The organism is Micromonospora sp. B9E7, from assembly GCF_039871815.1.
Classification (GTDB): Bacteria; Actinomycetota; Actinomycetes; order Mycobacteriales; family Micromonosporaceae; genus Micromonospora.
The window spans coordinates 28,591-51,048 of record NZ_JBDPLX010000033.1 but is presented as its reverse complement, the minus strand read 5'-3'; the positions used below and the strand labels follow the sequence as shown (position 1 = coordinate 51,048).

The 22,458-nt window shown below is 71.4% G+C and carries 26 protein-coding genes and 1 tRNA gene; 16 read left to right on the top strand and 11 right to left on the bottom strand.

Annotated elements, in window-relative coordinates; all coding sequences use genetic code 11:
- Window positions 1-47: 47 nt before the first annotated feature.
- A complete protein-coding gene (locus tag ABGB10_RS32205) occupies window positions 48-644 on the bottom strand; it encodes a TIGR03086 family metal-binding protein (RefSeq protein ID WP_347664740.1) in 597 nt (198 codons plus the stop codon).
- 31 nt (window positions 645-675) lie between these two features.
- Between ABGB10_RS32205 and ABGB10_RS32200 the strand changes: the two genes are divergently transcribed.
- Window positions 676-1,503: an AraC family transcriptional regulator gene (locus tag ABGB10_RS32200; RefSeq protein ID WP_347664739.1), complete on the top strand. Its 828-nt coding sequence runs from the start codon at window positions 676-678 to the stop codon at window positions 1,501-1,503.
- A 22-nt stretch (window positions 1,504-1,525) separates the two neighbouring features.
- On the opposite strand, the gene ABGB10_RS32195 is transcribed toward ABGB10_RS32200, so the two are convergent.
- Genes ABGB10_RS32195 through ABGB10_RS32170 form a run of 6 tightly spaced genes read right to left on the bottom strand, consistent with a single transcriptional unit; the run spans window position 1,526 to window position 7,117 of the window.
- Window positions 1,526-3,064: a SpoIIE family protein phosphatase gene (locus ABGB10_RS32195; RefSeq protein ID WP_347664746.1), complete on the bottom strand. Its 1,539-nt coding sequence runs from the start codon at window positions 3,062-3,064 to the stop codon at window positions 1,526-1,528.
- A gap of 4 nt (window positions 3,065-3,068) precedes the next feature.
- Entirely contained in the window at window positions 3,069-4,424 is a 1,356-nt protein-coding gene (locus tag ABGB10_RS32190) for a sensor histidine kinase (RefSeq protein WP_347664738.1), read from the bottom strand.
- Window positions 4,421-5,434, bottom strand: a complete 1,014-nt coding sequence (locus ABGB10_RS32185; protein ID WP_347664745.1) for a SpoIIE family protein phosphatase — start codon at window positions 5,432-5,434, stop codon at window positions 4,421-4,423. The genes ABGB10_RS32190 and ABGB10_RS32185 overlap by 4 nt, the downstream gene beginning before the upstream one ends.
- Window positions 5,431-5,850 (bottom strand): anti-sigma regulatory factor, encoded by a 420-nt coding sequence (locus tag ABGB10_RS32180; RefSeq protein WP_347664737.1) that lies wholly within the window; start codon window positions 5,848-5,850, stop codon window positions 5,431-5,433. The genes ABGB10_RS32185 and ABGB10_RS32180 overlap by 4 nt, the downstream gene beginning before the upstream one ends.
- Window positions 5,847-6,257, bottom strand: coding sequence for an STAS domain-containing protein (locus ABGB10_RS32175; protein ID WP_112586344.1), 411 nt, complete (start codon window positions 6,255-6,257; stop codon window positions 5,847-5,849). Before ABGB10_RS32175 ends, ABGB10_RS32180 begins: the two co-directional genes overlap by 4 nt.
- Complete coding sequence (locus ABGB10_RS32170; protein WP_347664736.1) at window positions 6,257-7,117, bottom strand: STAS domain-containing protein; 861 nt, start codon at window positions 7,115-7,117, stop codon at window positions 6,257-6,259. The genes ABGB10_RS32175 and ABGB10_RS32170 overlap by 1 nt, the downstream gene beginning before the upstream one ends.
- Window positions 7,118-7,280: 163 nt before the next feature.
- Here ABGB10_RS32170 and ABGB10_RS32165 point away from each other — a divergent pair, with 163 nt between their 5' ends.
- On the top strand, window positions 7,281-7,637 hold the full coding sequence (locus tag ABGB10_RS32165) for an STAS domain-containing protein (protein WP_179781714.1): 357 nt from the start codon (window positions 7,281-7,283) through the stop codon (window positions 7,635-7,637).
- Between the two features lie 13 nt (window positions 7,638-7,650).
- On the opposite strand, the gene ABGB10_RS32160 is transcribed toward ABGB10_RS32165, so the two are convergent.
- Window positions 7,651-8,931 (bottom strand): MFS transporter, encoded by a 1,281-nt coding sequence (locus tag ABGB10_RS32160; RefSeq protein ID WP_347664735.1) that lies wholly within the window; start codon window positions 8,929-8,931, stop codon window positions 7,651-7,653.
- Window positions 8,932-9,017: 86 nt separating this feature from the next.
- Between ABGB10_RS32160 and ABGB10_RS32155 the strand changes: the two genes are divergently transcribed.
- The 4 genes from ABGB10_RS32155 to ABGB10_RS32140 all read left to right on the top strand — a co-directional run bounded on the left by ABGB10_RS32155 (window position 9,018) and on the right by ABGB10_RS32140 (window position 11,167).
- Entirely contained in the window at window positions 9,018-9,698 is a 681-nt protein-coding gene (locus ABGB10_RS32155) for a FadR/GntR family transcriptional regulator (protein WP_347664744.1), read from the top strand.
- A gap of 39 nt (window positions 9,699-9,737) precedes the next feature.
- Entirely contained in the window at window positions 9,738-10,199 is a 462-nt protein-coding gene (mscL, locus tag ABGB10_RS32150) for a large conductance mechanosensitive channel protein MscL (RefSeq protein WP_347664734.1), read from the top strand.
- Window positions 10,200-10,280: 81 nt separating this feature from the next.
- Entirely contained in the window at window positions 10,281-10,532 is a 252-nt protein-coding gene (locus ABGB10_RS32145; RefSeq protein ID WP_347664733.1) for a hypothetical protein, read from the top strand.
- Between the two features lie 263 nt (window positions 10,533-10,795).
- On the top strand, window positions 10,796-11,167 hold the full coding sequence (locus tag ABGB10_RS32140; protein ID WP_347664732.1) for a hypothetical protein: 372 nt from the start codon (window positions 10,796-10,798) through the stop codon (window positions 11,165-11,167).
- A gap of 67 nt (window positions 11,168-11,234) precedes the next feature.
- Here ABGB10_RS32140 and ABGB10_RS32135 read toward each other — a convergent pair whose 3' ends face one another.
- Complete coding sequence (locus ABGB10_RS32135) at window positions 11,235-12,488, bottom strand: benzoate/H(+) symporter BenE family transporter (RefSeq protein ID WP_347664731.1); 1,254 nt, start codon at window positions 12,486-12,488, stop codon at window positions 11,235-11,237.
- Between the two features lie 55 nt (window positions 12,489-12,543).
- Between ABGB10_RS32135 and ABGB10_RS32130 the strand changes: the two genes are divergently transcribed.
- The 7 genes from ABGB10_RS32130 (at window position 12,544) to ABGB10_RS32100 (ending at window position 18,416) form a co-directional block, all read left to right on the top strand.
- The gene (locus ABGB10_RS32130) at window positions 12,544-13,104 is read left to right on the top strand and encodes an XRE family transcriptional regulator (protein WP_347664730.1); all 561 of its coding nucleotides are present in this window, start codon (window positions 12,544-12,546) and stop codon (window positions 13,102-13,104) included.
- Window positions 13,105-13,196: 92 nt separating this feature from the next.
- Complete coding sequence (locus ABGB10_RS32125; protein WP_347664729.1) at window positions 13,197-13,916, top strand: protein phosphatase 2C domain-containing protein; 720 nt, start codon at window positions 13,197-13,199, stop codon at window positions 13,914-13,916.
- A gap of 103 nt (window positions 13,917-14,019) precedes the next feature.
- Complete coding sequence (locus tag ABGB10_RS32120; RefSeq protein WP_347664728.1) at window positions 14,020-14,358, top strand: PadR family transcriptional regulator; 339 nt, start codon at window positions 14,020-14,022, stop codon at window positions 14,356-14,358.
- A complete protein-coding gene (locus ABGB10_RS32115; RefSeq protein ID WP_347664727.1) occupies window positions 14,355-15,200 on the top strand; it encodes an ATP-binding cassette domain-containing protein in 846 nt (281 codons plus the stop codon). The genes ABGB10_RS32120 and ABGB10_RS32115 overlap by 4 nt, the downstream gene beginning before the upstream one ends.
- Window positions 15,197-15,889 (top strand): hypothetical protein, encoded by a 693-nt coding sequence (locus ABGB10_RS32110; protein ID WP_347664726.1) that lies wholly within the window; start codon window positions 15,197-15,199, stop codon window positions 15,887-15,889. Before ABGB10_RS32115 ends, ABGB10_RS32110 begins: the two co-directional genes overlap by 4 nt.
- Before the next feature lie 73 nt (window positions 15,890-15,962).
- The gene (locus ABGB10_RS32105; protein WP_347664725.1) at window positions 15,963-17,153 is read left to right on the top strand and encodes a GNAT family N-acetyltransferase; all 1,191 of its coding nucleotides are present in this window, start codon (window positions 15,963-15,965) and stop codon (window positions 17,151-17,153) included.
- A 78-nt stretch (window positions 17,154-17,231) separates the two neighbouring features.
- A complete protein-coding gene (locus ABGB10_RS32100; protein WP_347664743.1) occupies window positions 17,232-18,416 on the top strand; it encodes a hypothetical protein in 1,185 nt (394 codons plus the stop codon).
- 115 nt (window positions 18,417-18,531) lie between these two features.
- Here ABGB10_RS32100 and ABGB10_RS32095 read toward each other — a convergent pair whose 3' ends face one another.
- Window positions 18,532-19,614 (bottom strand): NAD-dependent epimerase/dehydratase family protein, encoded by a 1,083-nt coding sequence (locus tag ABGB10_RS32095; RefSeq protein WP_347664724.1) that lies wholly within the window; start codon window positions 19,612-19,614, stop codon window positions 18,532-18,534.
- Between the two features lie 599 nt (window positions 19,615-20,213).
- Here ABGB10_RS32095 and ABGB10_RS32090 point away from each other — a divergent pair.
- The 3 genes from ABGB10_RS32090 (at window position 20,214) to ABGB10_RS32080 (ending at window position 21,815) form a co-directional block, all read left to right on the top strand.
- Window positions 20,214-20,285, top strand: a tRNA-Lys gene (locus ABGB10_RS32090).
- A gap of 136 nt (window positions 20,286-20,421) precedes the next feature.
- The gene (locus ABGB10_RS32085; RefSeq protein WP_347664723.1) at window positions 20,422-21,039 is read left to right on the top strand and encodes a DUF2625 family protein; all 618 of its coding nucleotides are present in this window, start codon (window positions 20,422-20,424) and stop codon (window positions 21,037-21,039) included.
- A gap of 272 nt (window positions 21,040-21,311) precedes the next feature.
- Entirely contained in the window at window positions 21,312-21,815 is a 504-nt protein-coding gene (locus ABGB10_RS32080; RefSeq protein WP_347664722.1) for a hypothetical protein, read from the top strand.
- A 71-nt stretch (window positions 21,816-21,886) separates the two neighbouring features.
- Here ABGB10_RS32080 and ABGB10_RS32075 read toward each other — a convergent pair whose 3' ends face one another.
- Entirely contained in the window at window positions 21,887-22,375 is a 489-nt protein-coding gene (locus ABGB10_RS32075) for a hypothetical protein (protein WP_347664721.1), read from the bottom strand.
- Window positions 22,376-22,458 lie beyond the last annotated feature (83 nt).

The following is a 22,458-nucleotide window of genomic DNA, read 5'->3' as shown; positions in this document are numbered from 1 at the left end:
GGGGGCGGGTGGGGGTGAGGGCGGCGGGTGGGGGTGAGGGCGGCGGGTTAGGGGGTGGTGGGCCAGGTGGGGGTGCGGCCGGTTTGGGTCAGGAGGTAGGCCAGGTCGAGCGGCGGGGCCAGGTCGGGTGTGGGGGTCGGAGCGGGGTGGGCAACCGGGTCGGCGAAGACGCCCATCTTGCGGGCGGTGGGGCCCAACTGCTCCACCAGCGTGTGCAGCTCGGCCACCGCCTCCGGGGCCGGGTGGTACGGCTGGCCGGTGGCGACCGCGAGATCCCAGCCGTGCACTGTCAGGTCCAGCAGGGCCATGCCGCCGATGACGGACTGCGGCATGGGCATACGCGGTGACATGCCCTCCACGCTGGACGGGTCCGACCAGGCGGCGATCAACCGGCCGGTCTCCACCTCAAAGCGGTCCCGCCAGCCGTCGCCCAGGTGGTCGGGCTTCTCGGCCCACTCCACCTGTCGCTTCTGGGCCAGATCCTGAAAGTTGACCACCACCTGGAAGAGATGGTTGAGCAGATCACGGACCAGGTAGTCACTGCACGGTGTGGGCCGGTCCAGTTGGTCGTCGGAGATGCCCCGTACGACATCGACGGTTCGCGGCGCGGCGGCCGCCAGCAGCTCGCTAGTCTGAGTGGACATAGGGCCAGCGTATGAGGGTGGTCTTGAACAAATGCGACAGCGACCGCGTGGCGACAGCCGGGGAATTCTCGACCCCGGGCGCCTGCTGCGCGAGATGCGCTTCCGCCGACACCTGCCGGCGGAGTCGCTACGTCCGTGGGTCGAGCACTACTGGTTGATCGACTGGGCGTTGAGCGCGCCGTTCGAGCAGCGGGTCGTGCCGCACCCGGCGGTGAACGTGGTGTTCCTACGGGACGACGACGGGCCCGAGTCCGGCGAGGTGGCCGGGGTGGGTCACGACCTGTTCCGGATCACGCTCAACGGCGTCGGCCGGGTGTCCGGGGTGCAGTTCCGCCCCGGCGGCTTCCACCCGTTCTGGCGGCGCTCGGTCAGTGAGCTGACCGGCCGTAGGGTGCCGCTGCCCTTCGGCCGGCTGACCCACCCGGACGTCCCGGTGGGCGCGGGCACGTTCCCGGGAGCACCCACCTCGGCGGCCGGCGACGACGAGCGCTGCCGGGCGCTGGACACCCTCCTCACCGCCTGGCGGCCGGAGCCGGACCCGATGGCCGAGGAGGCCACCCGGCTGGCCGAGGCGATCCGTACCGACCGGACGGTGCTGCGGGTCGGCGACTTCGCCGCGCGGCACGACGTTCCGGTCCGCCGGTTGCAGCGGCTCTTCATGGAGTACGTGGGGGTCGGGCCGAAGTGGGTGATCCGCCGCTACCGGCTCCAGGAGGCCGTCGAACAGGCTGCTGGTGGCCCGCTGAGCTGGGCTGACCTCGCCGCCGACCTCGGCTACAGCGACCAGGCCCACCTGGTCCGAGACTTCACCGCCGTGGCCGGGGTGTCCCCTGCCGCGTACGCCCGCTCGGTGCGTTGAGGAAGCCGAGACAGCTGACAGATCAGCGACGGCGCAGGACGACCACGGCGACGTCGTCCTGGATCTCCGGTGGGGCCAGCTCCACCAGCAGCCTGTCACAGAAGCGGTCCAGGTCGTCGTCGACCGTGGCGGAGAGCGCGGCGAGCGCGGCCATCCCCTCGTCGATGGTGGCGTCCCGTCGCTCGATCAGCCCGTCGGTGTAGAAGACCAGCGTGGCCCCGGCCGGCAGCACGAACTCCAGGTCGGCCGGGCGCGGGGCACGGACGCCGAGCAGCGGCGCGGAGTGCTGCACGAACTCGACCTTGCCGTCCATGATCATCAATGGGGGAAGGTGCCCGGCACTGGCCAGCCGGACCCGTCCGGTCGGTGGGTGCAGCAGCAGTACGCAGAGCGTGGCCAGCTCGTTCGGCAGCAGTGTCCGCATCAGCTCGTTGACCCGGTGCAGGATCTCGCCGGGCTGGTGCCCCTCGACCGCGTACGCCCGCACCGCGTGCCGCAGTTCGGCCATCACGGTCGCCGCGTGCAGTGAGTGGCCGGCGACGTCGCCGATCGCCAGCAGCAGGTGCCCGTCGAGCATCACCAACTCGTAGAAGTCGCCACCCACCTCGGTCTGGGCGCTGGCCGGCTCGTAGCGCACTGCGAGGTCGAGGCCGGCCACGGTGGGCAGCCCGCGCGGGAGCAGGCTGCGTTGGAGGGTGACCGCGATCCGGTGCTCCTCGTCGAACGAGCGCTGCGCCTCCACGGCCGCCGCCACCGCCTGAGCCAGTTGCTTGAGCACCGGGGTCCGCGCGGTCTGGGTGGCGGTCGGGACCACCACGTACAGCGGGGCCCGGTCCTCGCGCAGCCGGGCGGCGGCGACCGTCACCGTGTCGTCCGCCGGCCAGTCGACGAGCGCCCAGTCCGCCGGGGCCTCCACCCGCACCGTGGCGCCGGTGGGCACCCCGGTGTCGTCGACGACCCACGGCACCACGGCGGCCACCGCGCCGGGACCGGCGCAGACGCCGGCGAGGCAGTCGCCGTCGAAGGTCTCGGCGATCACCGCCGCCGGGCTCTTGAAGATCTGGGCGGCGCCCTCGGCGGCGGCCTCCAGCAGGCGCGCGAAGGTCGGCGCGGCGTGCACGGCAACGGTCGTGTCGGCCAACCCGAGCAACCGTTCGGCGAGCAGTTCGGCGCGCTGCCGGGCCTGGTAGTAGCGCAACACCGCCCGGGTGGTGGCGATCAGCTCCTCGGGCTCGATCGGCTCGGTCAGGTACGCGTCCGCACCCCGGGTCAGCCCCTGGGCGCGGTCGGCCACGTCCACGGCGTGCGCCGACACATGGATCACCGGCATCACCGGATGCCGCGCCTTGATCTGTTCGCAGACCTCGTAACCGCTCAGGTCGGGCAGCCGGACGTCGAGAACCACCAGGTCGATCCGATCCACCTCGACCCGAGCCAACGCCTCGGCGCCGTTCTCGGCCTCCAGCACGGTGAACCCGGCCCGGGTCAGCCAGCTGACCAGCAGGTAACGCTTGGTACGACTGTCGTCGACCACCAGGATGGTTGTCGGCACGCCGTCCACGCCGTCACGCCCCACCTGTGGGCAGGGAGACCGTGAACGTGCTGCCTTCGCCCGGCCCGCTGGTCAGCTCCAGCGTCCCGCCCAGCAGCGTCACCAACCGCCGGGCGTACGGCAGACCGAGGCCGGTGCCGCCGACCCGGGTGGCACCGGGCACCTGGTAGAACTCCTCGAAGATCCGGTCGTGCAGCTCGGGAGCGATGCCCGGCCCGGTGTCGCTGACCTCGAACTTCCACCGGTCATCCTGCCGGTGGGCTCGCAGTCGCACCTCGCCGCGCTCGGTGAACTTCAACCCGTTGTGCAGCAGGTTGCGCAGCACCTGGCCGAGCAGCACCTCGTCGGTGCGCAGCAGGGCCGGCGCGGCCGGCTCCTCCACGACCAGCTCCACGTCCGGTCGGGTGGCCAGCGCGCGCAGCGTGCCGCGCAGTTGACCGAAGACCGGGCGCAGGTCGACGTCGGCCAGGTCCGGTTCGATCCGGCCGGACTCCGCCTTGGCCAGGTCGAGGAGTTCGTTGACCAGGCCGAGCAGGTCCGCGGCGGAGGAGCGGATCAGATCGACCTGGCGGCTCTGCTCGTCGGTGAGCGGGTCGGAGGCGGAGTCGGTGAGCAACCGCCCCAGGCCGATGATCGCGGTGACCGGGGCGCGCAGCTCGTGGCTCACGTTGGCCAGGAACCGACTCTTCGACTCACTCGCGGCACGGAGTTGGGCCGACTTCTCGTCCAGCTCGGCGTAGAGCGCGACGACGCCGCGGTTGGTCTCTTCCAGCTCCTCGGTGAGCTGGTTGTAGAGCGCCAGCACACCGCGGTTGGTCTCGGCCAGCTCCTCGTTCAGCACGGCCAGCTCGTCGCGCTGGCTGCGCACCTCGTCGAGTGCGGCGATGAGCTGCCCGTTCTGCACGGTCAGCTCGTCCAGCGCACTGCCCGGCGCGGTACGGCCGAGTTCGGTACGGAACTCGGCGAGCCGCTCCGGGGTCGGCGTCGGCGCGTTGGCCGGGACTCGTCGGGACATCCTTACGACCGTAACCCCCTCGACGGTCGACACGCTCAGTGTGTCAACCAGTCGGGACACCGCGCCGGACTGTGGCTCGTATCGGCCGTCCGGCAGCGGGGCCACCGGGGCCAGGTCGGCGCGCAGGTGGAACCGGCCGTCGGCACCCGCGTCGACGTGGAACGAGACGTCCGCTCCTCCGGTCGTCCGCAGCAGATCCCGGGCGACCTCACTGAGCGCGGTGGCGATCCGAACCTGGTCCTGGTGTTCGAGGCCCACCACGGCGGCCACCTCGCGGCCCCGCTGACGGATCACGAAGATGTCCTGCTCGACCCGCAGCGCCATCTGGAGCAGCGGCAGCGCGGGCCCGCTCATGCCCAGGACCTCGCGACCAGTACGCAGGCGTCGTCACGGCGCACACCGGCGTCACGGAGCAGGGTCGCCGCCATGACCAACGGGGATCGCTCGGCCAGGCCCGGGTAGTCGGCCATCCGCCACCGGTCGACCACCCCGTCGCTGTGCATCACCAGCCGGGCGCCAGGACCGAACGGGTAGTCGTACTCCCGGATGGTCGGCCGTTGGTGGCCGGCGATGCCGGGCAGCGACACCAGCCCTCGACGGCGGCCGTCACCCTCGACGACCACGCCGGCGATGTTGCCCAGGCCGGCGTAGTGCAGCACGCCAGCCTCCGGCATCAGCTCGCCGACGGCGAGCGCGGCGCCCCGGGTGTGCGACATGCTCCGGTGCAGGTGACCGACCACCGTCGCCGGTGGGCCGGCGGGGGCGTCGCGGAACGCGGCCAGCGCCGCGTCGGTGGCGGCCCCGGCCAGCGGGCCGTGCCCCAACCCGTCGCTGACCAGCACCTGGTGCCGCCCGTCGACGACCCGGACGGCATAGCCGTCACCGCTGATCGTCTCGCCGGTCAACGGCCGGGTGAGAGCACCGGCCCAGGACGGCTGTGCCGCCTCGGCCGGCCAGACCTGCACGGCGAGGACGGTGCCCCGGCCGGGCAGCGAGTATCCGTCGAACCAGCTGGCCTGTCGCACGATGGCACCCAGACCGATGCCGAGCGTGCCGGTGGTGGAGTGCCCGTCGCGGGACGAGACGGTCAGGTCGGCCATCCCGGGCCCGGAGTCGATGGCGACCAGTTCCACACCGGCCTGCCCGGCGCGGCGTACCGGCCGGAGCAGCAGGACACCGTCGTCGGCGTGCTTGACCAGGTTGCTGGTCAACTCGGCCGCGACGATGGCGAGATCGGCGATGCGCGCCGCACCCATCTCCACCTGCGCGCCGAGACGTTCGGCGGCACGCCGGACGGCGCTCGCCGCGCTGCTGGCCTCCACCCGGAACCAGATGCCACTGTCGGTGACCGCGTCGGCGTTCACCTGGACCACTTGGTGACCGTGATCCGCGTGCCGGTCTCCGCCGACGTCTCGATCTGGAACTCGTCCACCAGGCGTCGCGACCCGCTGAGGCCGAGGCCGAGGCCGCCGCCGCTGGTGTAGCCGTCGGTCATGGCCAGGTCGAGGTCGGCGATGCCCGGCCCGGAGTCGGCGAACACGATCTGCACGCCCTTGCGTCGGCCGTTGTCCACGACCGTCACCTCGACCGAACCGCCGCCGCCGTACACCAGGGTGTTGCGGGCCAACTCGCTCGCCGCGGTGACCACCTTGGTCTGGTCGACCAGGGACAGCTTGCTGGCCACCGCCACGGCGCGGACCAGCTGCCGGACACGCACCACGTCCTCATCGCTGCGGACCGACTGCGCCTGTGGCTGGCCCAGGTCGACGCCCGCGGTCACGGCGTGGCCGTCTCGGCGTCCGGATCGTCGTCGAGCTGGTAGTCGAGCTCGTCGGCGTGGGCCGCCGCGATCAGCTCCATGCCGCGCTCGACGTTCAGCGCGGTACGGATGCCGTTCAGCGACAGCCCGAGTTCGACAAGGGTGATGGCCACGGCGGGACGCATCCCGACCACCACCGTCTCGGCGTCGAGCACCTTGGAGATCGACGCGATGGTGGAGAGCATCCGCCCGACGAAGGAGTCGACGATGTCCAGTGCGGTGATGTCGATGATGACGCCGTGGCATCCGGTGGCGACGATCCGCTCGGCCAGGTCCTCCTGAAGCTGGACCGCCGTCTGGTCGGACATGTCGAGCTGGATGGAGACGAGCAGGATGTCCCCGATCTTGAGGATCGGCACCCTTTCCATCAGGCGTCCCGGCGCGGCTGGCGACGGGCGGTCTCCACCCCGTTGAGCCGCAGCACGTGGCGCAGCGCGTCGGCGAGGCTCGCCTTGGTGGCGATGTCGCCGAACTCGATCCCGAGCGCCACGATGGTCTGCGCGATCTGCGGGCGGATGCCGGAGATGATGCAGTCGGCGCCCATCAGCCGGGCGGCCACCACGGTCTTCAGGATGTGCTGGGCGACCTGGGTGTCCACCGCCGGTACGCCGGTGATGTCGATGATCGCGTACGGCGAGCTGGTGTCGACCAGGGTCTGCAGCAGCCGTTCCATGACGACCTGGGCCCGGGCCGAGTCCAGGGTGCCGACCAGCGGCACGGCGACGACGCCCTCCCAGAGCTTGACCACCGGGGTGGAGAGTTCGAGCAGCTGCTCCGCCTGGTCGGCGATCAGGCTTTCCCGGGTCCGGACGAAGCTCTCGAAGGTGAACAGGCCCATCTCGTCGACGAGCTTCGAGAAGGAGACGTAGTCGTGCAGCGCGTTCGGGCCACCGGCCTCCTGCACCAGCTCGGCCAGCACGTCCTTCAGCGCGAAGATGCTGATCGTGGTCTCGGTGGCGGAGAAGCCCTGCCGGGCCCGGCCACGGGACAGCTCGGAGAGCGCGGCGCGCAGTTCGGCGGCGCTGTCGGCGGACAGGTCGATGGTGCCCTGCTCGCTGGTGGTGACGATGGCACGGTGCAGGTCCTCGACCTGACGGCGCAACTCGGCCTGGCTCAGCCGGCCCCGCAACGAACTGGTGACGATCTCGGTCCACCGAGTCGTGACCCGTTCGGCCTGCCCGCCGAGCAGCGCGGCAAGCCGACCACTTTCTTCGGTGCTCAACGCCATTTCGAACCCCCTTGACCTGGACCGGGCGGACTCTATCACCGGGGACTGATCAACTACTTGCCCCATAGCAACGGAATGACGATGACCACCGGATGCCGGCTCCCGTTCTGCGTTCGACCCCGGTCGTGGGATACCGTTCCCCCGATAACAGGAGGTCTGGCGAATGTCCTTGACGGTGCACACGGAACAGCGCGGCGACGTGGTCGTCGTGTCGGTGGCGGGCGAGCTGGACATGGCCACCGCACCGCAGCTTCAGGACCAGATCACCGACCTGCTCGACAAGGGCCGCAGCCGGCTGGTGTTCGACCTGGCGGACGTCTCGTTCTGCGACTCGACCGGTCTGTCGGTCTTCGTCCGCGCCAAGAACAGCTGCGACGAGGCCGGCGGCGTGGTCCGGCTGGCCGCACCGCAGCGGGGAGTGCTGCGCATCCTCGAGGTGAGCGGGCTGGTCGAGGTGCTGCACACCTATCCGACGGTGGACGAGGCAGTCGCCGGCGAATCGACGCCAGCCTCCTCCTGACCGCAGCCGTTCCTCACTCGTCCTCGACGTAACGGGGACGAGCGATCGCCATGCCCGCCGTGGTCTGCACGGCGAGAGCGCCCAACAGGAACCCGATCGGGGCGGTCCAACCGCCGGTGGCCTCGTAGAGGATGCCGACCATCAGCGGGCCGAGGGCGGCGATCACGTAGCCGGTGCTCTGCGCGAACGCGGAGAGCGCGACGGTCCCCTCGGCGGTGCGGGCGCGCAGACCGATCGCGGTCAGGATCATCGGGAACGCCCCCTGCCCGATGGCCAGCAGCGCGACCCAGAGCAGCGCGGCACCGCGCGGAGCCAGCGCCAACCCCAGGTAGGCCAACGCCGACGCGGTGGTCAGCCCGAGCACCAGCGGGCGCAGGCTGCCCAGCCGGCCGGCCAGGGTGGGCATCAGCAGCGCGATCGGCACGCCGAGCGCGGTCACGCCGGCGAGCAGCAGCCCGGCCGACTCCGGCTGGTAGCCGGCGTCGCGGAACAACTGGGCCAACCAGCCCATGATCGCGTACCCGCTGAGCGACTGCGCCCCGAAGTAGACGGCCATCGCCCAGCCGAGCCGGGTCCGCGCCGGCCGGATCCGCGCCGTCGCGGCGGCGACCGCCGTCGGGGTCGCCCGCCGCGCGCCCGTCCGGGTCCGCAGCGCCAGCGGCACCCACGGGAGTACGGCCACCGCGGCCATCGCGGCCCAGATGCCGAGCCCGGCCCGCCAGGACCCGAAGGCGTGCGCGATAGGCACCGCGGTGGCGGCGGCCACCGTCGTGCCCACGGTCAACGCCATCGTGTACGCCCCGGTGACCAGGCCGGTGCGGTGTGGGAAGTGCTGCTTGACGAGCATCGGCAGCAGGATGTTGGCGACCGCGATCCCGGACAGCGCCAGCGCGCTGGTGAGCACGAAGATCCAGGTCGAGTCGGTGACGACCCGGAGCACCTGACCGACGGCGAGGGCGAGCATGGCGACCACCAGCACCCGGGCCGGCGCCACCCGGCGTACCAACCACGGGGTGAGCGCGCCGAGACCGGCGAACGCGATGGTCGGCAGGGTGGTGACCAGACCGGCGGTGGCACCGGAGAGGCCCAGCCCGTCGCGGACCTCGTCGAGCAGCGCGCCGAGGCTCGTCACCACGGCCCGCAGGTTGACCGCGACCAGCAGCATTCCGACCAGCACGAGCGCGCCACCGGTCGCCGGGTGCGTCCGCCGGCCCGCACCGGGTTCCCGCGGCACGCGGGTGTCGACGGCGGCGGGAGCGGGCGGAGCCGGAGCGGCGGTGGGTGGCGGGGTCATGACCTCTAACCTACAATCATGGGATGAATTTGGGACCGGTGATGTAACCAGTGCCACCGTCGGTTGATTTCCGCTCCGCACCGCCGGTGCCGCCTCGCGGCCAGCCCGCCGTGCCACCCCGCGGCCACCGGGTCCGGCAGACGATCGAACAGCTCCGCGCTCGGATCCTCGGCGGCGAGTGGCCGGTCGGCGGGCGCATACCCACCGAGCCGCAGCTGGTCGCCGCGCTGGGCGTCGGCCGCAACACGGTCCGCGAGGCGGTCCGCGCACTGGTGCACGCCGGGGTGCTGGAGTGCCGGCAGGGCTCCGGCACGTACGTGATCTCCACCGACGAGCTGGCACCGGTGGTGGCCCGCCGCCTCGGCGACGACCGGATGACCGAGGTGATCGAGGTACGCCGCGCCTTCGAGGTCGAGGCCGCCCGGCTCGCCGCGCTGCGGCGTACACCTGAGGACCTGGCGACGCTCGACGGCGCGCTTGCCGAGCGCGAGGCCGCCTGGCACGGCGGCCGGGTCGAGGCGTTCGTCGAGGCCGACGCGGCGCTGCACACGGCGGTGGTCGCCGCCGCGCACAACGCCATGCTCGCCGAGCTGTACGCCTCGGTCGGCAGCGCCCTGCGCAGCACTGTCGCCCAGGCGATGGGCGACGCGCTCACCCCTGAGCGCTACGTCGACCACAGCCGACTGGTCGAGGCGATCCGGGCCGGCGACCCGGGCCGGGCGGCACTCGAAGCTGGCGCTTTCCTGGAGCCCGCCGAACGGGCATAGGTTGTCCCCGACAGAAAAGCGGACACCTCGGGAGTACGGATGCTCAAGGGCTTCAAAGACTTCATCATGCGCGGCAACGTCGTCGACCTGGCGGTCGGTGTCGTCATCGGCGCCGCGTTCACGGGCGTGGTCACCGCCCTCACGAACTCGTTCCTCAAGCCGATCATCAAGCTGGTCGGCGGCGGGGAGGACCAGTTCGCCGGCCAGTGGGAGATCAGCAAGGGCAACTACATGGACTGGGCGGGGTTCATCAACGCCCTGATCACGTTCCTGCTCACCGCGGCGGTGCTCTACTTCTTCGTGGTGTTCCCGATGAACAAGCTCGCCGAGCGGCGGCAGCGGGGCGAGGAGCCGCCGCCTGCGGCGCCGAGCGAGGAGGTCAAGCTGCTCACCGAGATCCGGGACGCGCTGGTCTCCGCCGGTCACACCACCCCGGGCCAACAGCGTGGGGCGCTGGACGACGTGCTGGGCCGCCGGACGGAACCGCCGACGCAGCGCTGACCCGATCGGATGCACATCGGCCCCTGCGGGAATCCCGCAGGGGCCGCACCTTCTCGTACGTGTGTTCGATAGAGTCCCGCCATGGAGCAGCGGAAGCACTGGTGGAACGGGAAGTGGGGGCGGCTGGCCCGGCGGGACGTCTTCCTGCGGGTGGACGCCAACCGGTGGCACGTCGAGCAGCGCGCCGGCGGGGCCGAGGGCATTTCCCGGTTCTACGAGTACGGCAGTGCGGACGAGGCCGAGGACACCGTCCGGGCCCTCCTCGACGGCCCGGACACCTGGCGGGAGCTGTCCCCCCGCCCACCGGGCAGCTGGACCCTCCCGAACAGCTGAGCGGGCGGGCCGTGGAGGCGGTATTGCTTTCGACGGCTATGACTCTGAGGCATAAATATGACTCAGAGTCATAACGCTCTCCGGACCATCTCCGCCAGGCCCGCCTCCGGGCCTCCAGGCCGCTGCTCTGGGACAAGGTGCCGGCCCACGCCGAGGCTGCGGCTGCCGCTGAGCGCCCGGGCGGGTGGAGCCGGCCGAACGGCGGGCAGGCAGGCGCGGACGGGCGGCGTTTAGCGGCGCGCCGCCCTGGGAACCGCAGCGGGATGGACCAGCAGGACGAGCAGCAGGCGACCATCTCGCGGATCACCACCGGGATGCCGGTGATCGACTCAGCCGGCACCGAGGTCGGCACCGTGGACCTCGTCCAGCGGGGCGACCCGAACGCGGTGACCGTCCAGACATCGACCGCCGACCCGGGCAGCAGCCTGGACGAGCTGATCGAGGCGACTGCGGTCGAGGAGCCGGACGTTCCGGCCGACCTGGCGGCACGACTGCTGCACAGCGGCTATCTGAAGGTCTCGACCGACCTGACCCGCACCGGGGCGGTCTACGTACCGGCCGACCGGATCGGGTCGGTGGCCGATGGCCGGGTCCTCTTGGCCGTCGGGGTGGCCGATCTGCCGCCCGAGGAGTGACCCCACCGCCCTGATCGACTCGGGTTCACGGAAATCGGGGTGTCCGCAGCCTCGGGACAGCCCGACTTCATGAAACCCGAGTGGATCTTTCCCGCGCGGCAGGGGCGGGCTGCTCCGGCGCTGCGGGTTGGTCGGGCGCTGCGGGTTGGTCGGGCGCCGCGACGGCGGGTGGGCGGCGGTGGAAGAGCAACAGCATCAGGCAACCGGCGGCCAGACCCCAGAACGCGCCGCCCACGCCGATCAACGTCACCCCGGAGGCGGTCACCACGAAGGTGACCACTGCGGCCTCCCGGGTCGTCGGGTCGGCGACCGCCGAGGCGAGCGCGGTCGCGAGGGCGCCCAGCAGGGCCAGCCCGGCGACCGCCTCGATGAGGATCGGTGGGGCGACCGCGACAAGCGCGGTGGCCGCTCCGGCGCCCAACCCGAGCAGAGCCAGCCCGAGGCCGGCGGTGACCGAGGCGACCCACCGGCGCTCCGGGTCCGGGTGCGCGTCGGGGCTGGCGGCGAGCGCGGCGGTGATCGCCGCGAGGTTCACCGCGTGCCCGCCGGCCGGGGCGGCGAGCAGGCTGGCCAGGCCGGTGGCCCGCAGGGCGGCGCCGAACGGCGGCCGGTAGCCGTAGCCGACCAGTACGGCCATGCCGGGTACGTTCTGCGCGGCCATGGTGACCAGGAACAGCGGAAGGGCCAGTCCGACCAGCGCGGACGCGTTCCAGGCGGGCATGGTCAGCGTGACCGACGGGATCAGCGCGGCACCGGTCAGACCGGCCGGCGGCGCGGTCAGCGCGATCGCCGCCACCGCGACCACCAGCGCGCCGGGCACCGCCCAGCGGCGGGCGAACCGGTGCAGCAGCAGCCAGGCCACCACCACCGGCCCGGCCACCAGGGGCAGCTCGACAAGTGCGCGGACCGGGGCGGTGCACAGCGGCAGCAGCACCCCGGCGAGCATCGCGCCGGCCACCGGCTTGGGGATGGCGGCCACCGCGCGGCCCAGTGGCGGAAACAGCCCGGCCGCGACGATCAGCACCCCGGAGACGAGGAAGGCGCCCACCGCGACCGGCCAACCGCCCGGGGGTGGCCCGGTCGCCACCAGCAGCGCCGCGCCCGGTGTGGACCAGGCCACGCTCATCGGTATCCGGTGCCGCCAGCCCAGCCAGGCGGCGGCGAGCCCGCACGCCACGCAGAGGGCGAGCAGGCCGGAGGCGGCCTGCGCGTCCGACGCGCCGGCCGCGCGCAGTCCGGCCAACACCACCGTGAACGAGCTGGCGAAGCCGACCAGCGCGGTCACCACACCCGCCAACAGTGGTTGCACACGCCCGGCCATCCCACCCCCACGACTGTTCCGTTTACGGAACGACAGCGTGTAGCACCATAGTCGGGTGCCGCAGCCACCACCAGCCCGTCGCCCGGGCCTCGACGTGGATCCCGTCGTCGTCGGCCGCCGGGTCCGCGCCCTACGCGAGGAGCGGGGCATCTCGCTCTCCACACTGGCCCGGCTCGCCGGTGTCGGAAAGGCCACCCTCTCCGGCCTGGAACACGGCACCCGCAACCCCACCCTGGAGACGCTCTGGGCGGTCACCGCGCAGCTCGGCGTGCCGTTCACCGCCCTGCTGGCCGAACCGGCGGCCGAGCCGATCGTGCACGGCACCGCCGTCACCGCCACCCTGCTGGAGGTGTTCACCGACACCGACGCGACCTACGAGCTGTACCGGATGCGCGTCGCGCCGGGCGTCGTGCAGACCTCCCCCGCCCACCAACCAGGTGTGACCGAACACATCACCGTCTTCGCCGGAGTGCTGCGCGCCGGGCCGGCCGACGCACCGCTGACCGCCCCGGCCGGTGGCCACCTCCGCTGGGTGTCCGACGTGCCGCACAGCTACGCGGCGGTGGGTGACGAGGAGGTCGCCGCCAGCCTGCTGCTGCGCTACCCGCGCCGCTGAGACCGGTTCCGACGACCCATATCTCAATCATTTTCGCCCCACGCAGTAGTGCGTAGAGACGAAGGCAGGGTCTTCTTGGCAAGCTTGACCCCATGACGCTGATCCTCCGCTCGGCCATCCTCAACGACATCGGCTTGGTGCGCACCAACAACGAGGACTCCGCCCTCGCCGGTGACCGCCTGATCGCCGTCGCCGACGGCATGGGTGGGCTGCCCGCGGGCGAGGTGGCGAGCGAGATCGTGATCCGGATCCTGGACGAGCTGGCCCCGCCCACCGACCCCGACGGTGCCGCCGACGCCCTGCGCGCCGTGGTCAGCACCGCCAACCAGCGCATCCACGCCGCCATCACCGTCGACCCGACCCGGGAAGGGATGGGCACGACGCTCACCGCGGCGCTGTTGGCCGGGGAGACGCTGGTGCTGGCCCAGGTCGGCGACTCCCGGTGCTACCTGCTGCGCGACGGGGAGCTGACGCAGCTCACCCGCGACGACACCTTCGTGCAGGCGCTGGTCGACCAGGGCACGCTCTCCCCCGACCAGGCCCGTCACCACCCGCAGCGGTCCCTGGTGACCCGGGCCGTGCAGGGCGCCGACACCCCACCGGCGATCGGGGTGCTCACCGTGGTCCCCGGCGACCGACTGCTGCTGTGCAGCGACGGGCTCTCCGACTACGTCGAGGACGACGCCATCGCGGCGGCTTTGGGCATGTACTCCGACCGCCAGCAGTGCGGCGAGCAACTGGTGAAGCTGGCCCACCACGCCGGCGCTCCGGACAACGTGACAGTCGTGGTCTCCGACGTCGTCGCGCGCTGACCCGTACGACTCACTCGGCGGTTCGTGTAACCAGCCGGTTCTGGTTCTGCTGGCCCGCAGTAGGTGGTTGTGCCATCTAGATCGCGCCGCTACTGTCCATCGGGTGGATTCCGACCGACGCGGGCAGTGGCTGCGAGGGGTGCTCGACATCTGCGTCCTGGCCCTGCTGTCCGAGGGCGAGTCCTACGGCTACCAACTGGCCCAGGCGCTCGACACGGCGGGCGTCGGGCCGATCCAGGGCGGCACGCTCTATCCCGTGCTGCTGCGCCTGCAGAAGACCGGCCTGGTCACCGCGCAGTGGCGGGAGGGCAGTGCCGGGCCGGCCCGCAAGTACTACCGGCTCACCGACGACGGGTACGCGGCGCTCCGCGCCGGCGGCAACGCCTGGCTCACCTTCGTTCGGCCGGTGAACGACATCGTCACGAAGGGGGTCACCCGGTGAACGCCGACGATTGGCTGCGGACGCTCACAGCCGAACTGCACCAGCGCCGGGTCGCGCCGGACGCCGCCCGGCACGTGGTCGCCGAGGCCGCCACACACCTGCGCGAAGGGGGCGGCGACCCCTGGGTCGTCTTCGGTCCACCCCAGCAGTACGCGGGCGCGGTCGTGGAGAGCATCGGCACCGCGCCCGGACCACGCCCCGGGCCGGTCCGGCTGCACGCGGCGGGCATCACCAAGAAGTACGGCCGGCGAACCGTGCTGCGCGACGCCACACTGACCGTCCGGGCCGGACAGATCGCCGCGGTCGTCGGCGCGAACGGCTGCGGCAAGAGCACCTTCCTCCGGATCTGCGCCGGACTGATGTCACCGGACGCCGGTGAGGTGACCGTCTCCGGGCGGCTCGGCTACTGCCCGCAGTCCGGCGGCACCGCCGACTTCCTGCTCGCCGACGAGCACTTCGTGCTCGTCGGCGCCGGTCAGGGCGTGACCCGGGGCCCGGCCCGCCGCGCCGGTCGGGCGGCGGCTCGCCAGCTCGGCTGGGAAGCGGGCGGTGACGTGCAGGCCCGTCACCTGTCCGGTGGCACCCGGCAGAAGCTCAACCTGACCATGTCCACGCTCAGCGCCCCCGACGTCCTGCTGCTCGACGAGCCGTACCAGGGGTTCGACCAGGGCACGTACGTCAACTTCTGGGATCAGCTCAGCAGGTTGCGCGACGCCGGCACGGCCGTCGTCGTGGTGACCCACCTGCTCAACCAACTCGACCGGGTGGACATCGTGCTCGACCTGACCCCGGCACGAGAGACCGAGTGGCACGCGCCCGGTCGTCAGGGAGGCCACCTGTGAACCAGCTCGTCACCGTCGCCGAGATGACCCTGCGGGAGTTGCTGCGGCGTCGAGGCGTACTCCTGCTGTTGTTGTTGATGCCGTTGACCTTCTACCTGATCCGGCGGGACGCCTACCTCGGGCAGTCGGTCCGCTCGCTGCTGCTCGGTGTGGGCTGGGCGGTGAGCACCGCCGCGCTGTTCGCCACCACCGCGGCCCGCGAGCTGGAGCCGAGGCTGCGGTTGGCCGGCTACCGCCCACACCACCTCTACCTCGGGCGGATGCTCGGCCTGTGGACCGTGGGGCTGGTCATCTCCGTGCCGTTCTTCCTGCTCCCGATGATCGACGGCGCGAGTCTGCGGTACGGCGGCCTGGCTGCGGCGTTGCTCTGTTCCGTCGCGGTGGCGGCGCCGTTCGGGATGCTGATCGGTGCGCTGCTGCCCCGCGAGTTGGAAGGCACGCTGCTGCTGCTCACCGTGGTGACGGTGCAGATGTTGATCGACCCGGCCGGGTCCGGGGCGAGGTTGACGCCGTTCTGGTCGACCCGGGAGATCGCCACCTGGGCGGTGGACCACACCGACCAGGGCTACCTCTCCCGTGGCCTGCTGCACGGGCTCGTCGTCACCGCCCTGCTGGCCCTGGGCGTGGCTGCGGTGTCCAGCGTCCGCCTGCGCCGCCGCCGGCACCTGCGACACCTGCCGGTCGGCTGACGCCGCGCTGGTCGACGCCGCGGATCGGCCCAATCCGGTTGCTGCGACCCCTGCGGCAGGCTGAGATGGGCGGATGACCATCCGCCGGGTGACCGCCGACGACCGTCTCACCACCAGCTTCCCGCTGGCCGCGTACGCCTTCGAGTCCTCGCCGCTCGGTGCCGCACGGATCGACGAGTTCCGCGACTACCTGCCCTACCAGGAGGGCAACCGGACGTTGATCGCCGAGGAGGGCGGTGCCACGCTGGCCGCCGTCTCGGCGATTCCGATGCGGCAGAACCTGCGCGGTGTGGTGCTGCCGATGGCCGGCGTCGCCGGGGTGGCGACCCATCCGCTGGCCCGCAGGCAGGGGCACGTCCGGACGTTGCTGCACCAACTTCTCGACGAGATGCGCGACGAGGGGCATCCGCTCAGCGCGCTCTATCCGTTCCGGCCCAGCTTCTACGCCCGGTTCGGCTACGTCGGGCTGCCCAAGCCGCGCCGGGCCACCTTCGCCCCGGCCAACCTGGGGTCGCTGCTCCGGGTGGACCTGCCCGGCGAGGTGGGCTGGGAACGCATCGCGGCCGGCTATCCGGCGTGGCGGGCGTTCACCGAGCGCAACCTCCAGGAACGGCACGGCTTTTCGATCTTCCCGGACTACCGGGCGGTCGGGATGCGCGACCGGGACGAGTATTGGCTGCTCACCGCCCGGGTGGGCGGGGAGGTCACCGGCGCGGTGACGTACCGGATCGACGAGTACGGCGGCACGCTGCACGGCAACGAGATGCTGTTTGTCGACCCGCTCTCCCGGACGTTGCTGTTGCAGTTCTTCGCCCGGCACGTCGACCAGATCGCGCGGGTCACCGTCCAGGTTCCGCCCGACGAGCTGCCGGAGCTGTGGCTGACCGACCTGGATGTGCACGTCGAGGCGCGGACGGCGGTACCGGGTTCGTCCGCCCCGATGGCCCGGCTGCTGTCGATGGGCGCGTTGCACGGGCTGCCCGCCGGACCCGGTCGGGTACGGGTCGAGCTGACCGGGGACCGTTGGCTGGCCGGCACCCATCTGCTGGACGGCACGACCGGAGCGTTGGAGCTGGTCGGCGACACCGCCGTCCGTACGCCGACCGCCACCCTCACCGCGGCCGGGCTCTCCGCCCTCGCGTACGGGGTGCTGGACCCGGCCGAGCTGCCGTTGCGGGGCCTGGGTGAGGTGCCGGTGGACGCCGCCGCCGAGCTGCGTGGCATCTTCCCCCGCCGGGTGCCGTACCTCTTCGCCGACTTCTGATCTCCCTTAACCAGGGGTTAAACCGGCACGGCGGATTCGTCGCGACACCGTCACGGCTCCTAGCATCACGGGGTGCGCATGACGTCGCTTGCCGCTCTGCTCGTCCTCGGTGTCGCCACCGCGACCCTGCCCGCCTGCGCGGCCGACGACCCGGCTCCCGCTTTCCAGTCCGGCTCGTCCACCTCGCCGACGGCGCTGGCGACCGGCGACCAGAGCGCCGCGCCGGAGGCCCGTGACGGCCTCGGTGGCCCGGGGGCCAGCGCGAGCCCGAAGCCCGCCGAGAAGGTCCTCGCGGCTGGAAACCCGAACGGCAAGGCCAGCGTGCCGGCCGAGGCTCGGGCGGTGGACACCTCGAAGCCGACCCGGACCGTCGGCACCGGCACCCCGGCGAGCTGCACCTCCGCGGCGGTCGTGAAGGCCGTCGCGGCGGGCGGTGTCATCACGTTCGACTGTGGCCCGGCACCGGTGACGATCAAGATGGCCGCCACCGCGAAGGTCCGCAACGCCAACGGGCCGAAGGTCGTGCTGGACGGCGGCGGCAAGGTCACGCTGAGCGGCCAGGGGCAGCGCCGCATCCTCTACATGAACACCTGCGACGAGGCCCAGGGCTGGACCACCTCGCACTGCCAGAACCAGGATCATCCGCAGCTCACCGTGCAGAACCTGACGTTCGCCGAGGGCAACTCCACCGGCGACAAGGCCGAGGGCGGCGGCGGTGGGGCGATCTTCGTCCGGGGCGGACGGTTCAAGGTGGTCAACTCGCGCTTCGTCCGCAACCGCTGCGACCGTACCGGCCCCGACCTGGGTGGCGCGGCCGTCCGGGTGCTGAGCCAACACGAGAACAAGCCGGTGTACGTGGTGGGCAGCACCTTCGACGGCGGTTCCTGCTCGAACGGAGGGGCGCTGAGCAGCATCGGCGTGTCGTGGGTGGTGTTGAACAGCCTGCTCCGGAACAACGAGGCGATCGGCAGCGGGGCCAACCCGGCCAAGTCCGGCACGCCGGGCGGCGGCAGCGGCGGCGCGATCTACTGCGACGGCAACGAGTTCACCGTCCGGATCGCCGGCACGATCATCGAGAACAACAAGGCCAACGAAGGCGGCGGCGCGATCTTCTTCGTGAGCAACAACCGCACCGGCACGATGCGGATCGAAAGCTCGACCCTGCGCCGCAACCCCAGTGGCAAGTTCGAGACCCGCGGCTTCCCCGGCATCTTCTTCCTGGGTGCCCAGAACCCCACGGTCACCGGCTCCAAGCTGAGCTGAGCTGACCGCAGGCGCGGCCCGTCGCGTCCGCCCCGGCTCGCCTGCGCGTCCGCCCGGGCTCGCCGCGCGTCCGCCCCGGGTGCGGCTGCGCGTCCGCCCCGCTGGTTGGGTTGGATCAGTAGGGGTTTTCCTGGCCCGGGGGGCGGGCTTTCAGGAGGGCGGCGGGGCGGCCGGGTAGATCGCGAGTGCCGGACAACGGCGGGCTTCCCGTGTGGGCGCCGTCGGCCATTCCGGCGAAGAGTTCCTTGAGCGCCGCCAGGGCGTCGATCTTGGGCTGCCAGCCCAGTTCGGTCTCGGCACGCTCGCTGGACATCAGCGGGGCGTTCAGACCCAGCTCCACCCAGCCCGCGTCGACCGGCTGCAGCCGCGCCCGCCAGCTCAGCGCCGCGGCCACCCGCAGCACCGGCGCGGCGACCGGCACCGTCCAACCGTGGAAGTGCCGGGCCACCAGCTCCGGGCTGAGCACCGGGTCCGCGGCGACGTTGAAGGCACCGCGCGCATCACCCAACACCGCCCGGGTGTACGCGTCGGCGACGTCGTCGGCGTGCACCGCCTGCATCCGCAACCGGCGGTTCGTCGGCACCAGTGGGATCCGACCGAAGCGCAACAGCCGCACCGGCGCCAGCGGGCCGAGAAAATAGCGGGTGATCTCCACACCGGCCGCCCGCTGGAAGATCAAACCGGGTCGCATCCGCACCACCCGCAGCGTCGGATGATCCCGCTCGACCTCGTCCAGCAGTGCCTCCACCTCCGCCTTGTGCTCGCTGTACGACGAGCCGGGCACCCCGGTGGCCGGCCACCGCTCGCTGATCGGGTGGTCCTTCGGGCCGGGCGCGTAGACGCCTACCGACGAGGCGTACACCAGTGCCGGCACACCGGCCCGGACCACCGCGTCGATCACCGCCCGACTGCCGTCGACGTTGGTCCGGCGTAGCACCCGCTGGTCATGGCTGGGCTGGATCTGCCAGGCCAGGTGCACCACCGCATCCGCGCCCGCGAACACCTCGGCGAGCTGCCCCGCCGCGCCCGGCGCGCCGACGTCGCAGGAGTGCCACTCCACCTGGTCGTACGGCTCGCCGGCATCCGGGCCGGGCAACCGCCGGACCACCCCGGCCAACTCCACGCCCCGCTCCCGGCGCAGCCGCCGCAGCAAGGCCGTACCGACGTTGCCGCTGGCCCCCACCACCACGATCCGCATGCCCGACCCCGTACCCGCCCAGCGGCAGCTCAACCACCGCTCTCACGCTCTCCGTCCGGGCGCAAGGCGGGGCCTCCCCGCCCAGCGCAGCCCGCCCAGGCCGGCCCGCCCAGCGCAGCCCGCCCAGGCCGGCCCGCCCAGCGCGGCCGGCACGGCGCGGCCCGCACGGCCCTCGCGTCCTCTTCGGCGCGGCCAGGTCCGCCCGCCCGACACAGCCGCCCCGCCCCGCCGCCTTGATCCACTCGACTTCCTGAAAGTCGCGGTATCCAGGTGTGCGCGACAGCCCGACTTCAGGAAACCCGAGTCAATCAAGGGCGAGGGACTGCCGGACGCAGCCGTGCTGGCCCCCGTCCCCCGCCGGCCGGTGGTGGCGGCCGGACAACGCGGGCAGATCCAACCGACCCCAGTCGCCCCAAACCATGCACGTCCGCCGAGCACGCACTTGATCCACTCCACAGCCCCGATGTGGCGGTTTCCATCGCGCCGGACACCGCCAGATCGCCGACCTCGTGACGATCAGGTCCGCCTATCGCCAGGCATCGACGCCTGGCCGGAAGCCGAGAGCCGGCATCGCTCCCTGTCAGGTAACCTGAGCGCGCGGGCCGCTAGCTCAATGGCAGAGCTGTGGACTTTTAATCCATAGGTTCAGGGTTCGAGTCCCTGGCGGCCCACTCCTCCGCAGGTCAGCGACCCTGATGCGTTACGGATCGCTGTCACTTGATCCGTGACACGTCCAGCTAGACGATCTTGCCTGTGTGCGGCACGCCCTCAGAGTCGCATGGTTGACCCTCCGGCAAGACTGACGGGGTGGAACAGTCTGCATGGTCGGAGATTTGGGCGCTGATAGCGGCAGCCTCGTATCCGGTGAAGGTGCTTCCGGTCGATCCTCAGCGGGCGGAAGCATGCCTGACGGCCTTGGGCATCACGACCAGGTCGTGGCTCGGGGCAGTGGTGGCCAACAGCGGCGGACTGGCAATCGACCATGGTTGGCTTCGGGTACTGGGCGGCGGGCACGACGAGCTGCCGGATTTGACTGCCGAGTTAATCCCGGGGGCCGGTCATCTGGTGGTCGCATTCGATGTGATGGGCGGGCAGTTCGCGTGGTTGCAGGCGGATCCGGGCGCGAGACCGACGGTGCACTACTTCGGCCCGGAGGACCTGACTTGGCAGGACCTTGAGCTTGGGTATGGAGAATGGCTGGAGGCGATGCTCACCGGTGCAGTGACGGGATTTTATGGCGGCTTGCGCTGGCCGGGGTGGGAAGTCGAGGTCGCCGGCGTTGCCTTGGATCAGGGGATCAGCGCTTTGCCGCCGCCGTGGACCACGGAGGGCAAGGATCTCTCGACGGTGTCTCGGAAGCCGATCCGGCTTGCTGAACTCGTTTCGGTTCACCAGGGTGCGGCTCGCCAGCTCGGTTTCCTCTGAGAAAACCGCCGCCTCGTTGGACGACGCCCGAACGCGGTGTCGTCGTGGCGTTCGGGCGGCAGGCCCAGGTTTGCCGACTTCGCACCGGGCGATCGGTGTAGCGGTGGTCCGGGCGATCTCTACCGACGCCAGCGGGTTGAGCAGGCTACGCAGCAGCACGGCGCCGGTGCCGACAAGGCACCCACGCCGCTTGGCGAATCGAATGCAGCGCGGACGAGCAGGGCCCCGCTACGCTCCTTGCCGACTGGACCTCTCGACGGGCAGGACGCAGGATGGCCATCAGCAGTGAAGAGGACGCCAAGAAGGCCCTTGGCATCGACACTTGGCGGAATCTCTCCAAGGACAAGGTCATCCAACTCGTGGCCATGATGCCGGAGATGGAGAAGGAGGTTCAGCTAAAAGTAATCGAGCAGCTCCCCGAGATCACAAAATTCGCCGTCAAGGCGATGACCACGGTGCGGAGGATGCACGAATCCACCCTCTCGTTCAACGAGAAGAGTCAGGAGAACGTTCATCGGGGCTACCAGGAAGCCAGAGCGGCGATCATCGCTCAGCTCCAACGGGACGATCTGAGCCCGGAAGAGCGGAGGTACCTCACCGATTGCCTCATGCAGACCGCCGACAAGGAATCCGCGAAGGACTCCGAGAACAAGCACTACCTTGACAGGTGGGTCAACAAGGCAGCACTCAGCGTCGGCGCCGCCGTTATCCTGACCGCCATCGCCGCCGGCGGCAAAGTAGCTCTTCAGAACAGTGACGCGCTACGGAAACCCTGACGATTCGCAATCATCCTCAGCTCAGGCGATGAGGATCGACCCGGCGCTCCGCCCGGGTCAACGGTGTCGGCTCAACGGAAGAGTCCCAGGTCTGCCACGGCGTCCACCGCCACGGCCAGGTCCGCGACGCCGAAGCCGGTCACACCGAGCAGCCAGAGCCGGTACGACGACATGCGAATCCACCAGGGTTGGTGGTCGCCGAGGCGGCGACGCCCGGCGGCGTGGGGAGGGACGTCGAGGCTTCGCTCAAGGCGCAGCTGTCCCTCGATCCGCTCCATGAGCCGACTGTCGCTCATCTCAGGATGGCGGTGTTTGGCCATCAACTGCGCCGCCAGGACAGCGAGGATCGTGCCGAGGACGGCGGCGAGGGCTTGGGCAGCGGGTGAGCTGCCGGGCTGTAGTGCGATCGTGAGAAGGAAGGCCTGAGCCGCGGTAGCCAGCGCGGGAACCTGCCACATCATCGTGTCGAGGGATGTGCGGCGGGCGCCGACCACGGTGTAGACCGCCGTGAGGACCGCGTCGGATACCTGGGCCTGGGTGGCGGGCGGGCCGGGCGTCATGGCGTCATGGTCGCAAGGTTCTGCAACAGTCTGGAGCCTGGCGCCCGGCGCTGGCGCAGATATCCTCTTCAGGTGCTGGCTCA